This is a genomic window from Algoriphagus boritolerans DSM 17298 = JCM 18970 (assembly GCF_900108085.1).
Taxonomy (GTDB): domain Bacteria; phylum Bacteroidota; class Bacteroidia; order Cytophagales; family Cyclobacteriaceae; genus Algoriphagus; species Algoriphagus boritolerans.
This window is the reverse complement of record NZ_FNVR01000067.1, coordinates 1-2,112: the sequence shown is the minus strand read 5'-3', so window position 1 is coordinate 2,112 and position 2,112 is coordinate 1. Positions and strand designations below refer to the sequence as shown.

The following is a 2,112-nucleotide window of genomic DNA, read 5'->3' as shown; positions in this document are numbered from 1 at the left end:
AAAAGCCTCTACCAGCTGTTACCCTCTAACTGGAAAGAATACCGACCTACATAAAATTTTTTTACTTACAACATGGGTTGGTCGGATGGATACGAAGCATACTTAAACATAATGCGGTCTTATGTGTTCGCTTCGCACAGCCACCCCACGCTTATGCAAGCATCCCAACGCAGTGGCTGTCACATAAGTCGCCATTATGTTAAGTAGCCAACACCATAGCATCCCGACAACGGGATGTAGCCGTGCTTTTGCCAACGCACCCCACCCGAAGTCCCACGACACCCCGCCACCCTTTCAGCGGTGCAGTAAAAAATAAAGCATGAGTTGTTTGATGGCCATGTGCTTGCGGTAGGTTCATTCACTTCATCTCCATTCCGTTCAGGCGTTTCGTTCATTCCGCTTCGCTTCATTCTCTTCACTATCCTTCACTGCATTTCGCCTCCGTTCATTTCACCAACCTCAGCACCGCACAGCAAAAGCAATTCCTTCTCTGCATTCCACAAAGCCATCACACAGGCTTTCCGTGTCATGGCATCCCGATAGTCCAAGCACGTAACCTACCCTCAATCGGGATTGCTCATGCCACTACAAGCCACCAACCCGGTTTGCTTCATTCCGTTCAGTCATTGCATTTGCTTTTGACCCACCGCACGATTGAAAGCGGTATGCTTTATTTTTTCCTGCGAAGTGTTTACCCCAGCCGACCCACGAAAGACATTTCGGCTCCAATTGAAATTTAATAGCGTTTGATAAGCATTGTAGAAATACAATTCAGATTTCCTTTTTCTAAAGAAGAATAGAAGTTGAAAAGATGATCCAGAAAAAAATAAAAATAAAAAGTGCAGCAAAGGTAGGTGGCTGGCACAGCCCAACGCTTGAAAAAAACCAAAAGACTACGGCATAATGAAAGGCAAATAATCTGTTTATTTTTTTATTGGTATTTGCCTTTCACCCTTCGGGACTTATTCCGTTTCCTTTTGGTTTTTTAGCCACGCCACCTCTGCGATTGCTTTCTTTTTTTTTCTGTTTTTTTTTCTTTGTCAAATTATATATGTGTTGCGTAGCGTAAGCGAACCAGGGCAGTTGCAAAGATTCAAAGCAGCTTAAAATTTAAAGCTACAATCATGCACAGTCCAAAGTTTCAAACGTACAGCCCAAAAAATCAAGCCACAGAGTTTGAGTTTTACATCCTTTGCAAAGGATTAAACAGCGGTAAGCCTCTTACTGCACCATGTCCAAATTCATTTGTTTGCATCTGCAAAAATCAAAAGCAAAAGGATTTTTATTTCTGGCTGCTATTCGGTTTGTGGAAAGCAAAATATTTTCATCAGTTGCTCACTGGTTCAGTTATTCCGTTTATTAGGATTGCTGAATTTAAGCAAGAGGTAAGCACTCAGGCAGCAGTGGTAAGCACACAGGAAAACGAATACACCGCAACAGTTGATAAAATCAAGCAGCTGGAAGAAAGGGAAAAGAATATCCGGCAGCAGTTGGCTTTAATCAATGATTTGAAAAGAGCCATGATTTACCGGCACTTAAAAAGCAAAATGTAGGGCAGCCCCTTACATGATACTGCTCGTTGCATAAATAAATTTTCATGTGCAAAGGTAGCATGGCGGGCAGACACACAAAGCCAACCTAAAAAAACCAAAAGACTACGGCATAAACACAGACCCACCGCACAAGGCTATCATTTATTCCGTTTCCTTTTGGTTTTTTTATCCGCCATGCTGAGAGATGCACATAAAATTTATTTATTATGCAAAAGCATCCACGTATCAGTTCCGGCAGCCATCCAGGCATTTGCCCATTTACTCCGCAGGTCCTTCATCAGTTCTTGCAGCTTTCACCTCATGCATATAGTCGCTATGTTCGCAAGTCGGCTATCATTGCCCAGCATCACACAGGCGTTAGGGTTTATCGCCTTCCTTGTGGTTGTTGCCTTTGGCGTTATCCATCAGGTGTTCGCCAGCTTTCAGCATTGCCCTTTTAGGGGCTTTGCTTAAAAGAAAAAGCCCCACCAAATCGGCGAGGCCACTGAAAAAGTAGCTAAAATTGAAGGTAAAATTTTGAGAGCGATTAGGTCACGGACAAGAGTGACTTAGTCGCTTT

1 protein-coding gene is annotated in these 2,112 nt (G+C 43.1%); it reads left to right on the top strand.

Annotation, left to right across the window (positions count from 1 at the left end; all coding sequences use genetic code 11):
- The first annotated feature begins 1,124 nt into the window (after window positions 1-1,124).
- Window positions 1,125-1,553 (top strand): DUF6943 family protein, encoded by a 429-nt coding sequence (locus C4S61_RS21540; RefSeq protein ID WP_103926838.1) that lies wholly within the window; start codon window positions 1,125-1,127, stop codon window positions 1,551-1,553.
- Window positions 1,554-2,112: the final 559 nt, after the last annotated feature.

Coding starts and splice junctions, on each gene's coding strand:
- C4S61_RS21540 (WP_103926838.1), top strand. CDS start 1,125: ATGCACAGTCCAAAGTTTCAAACGTACAGCCCAAAAAATCAAGCCACA.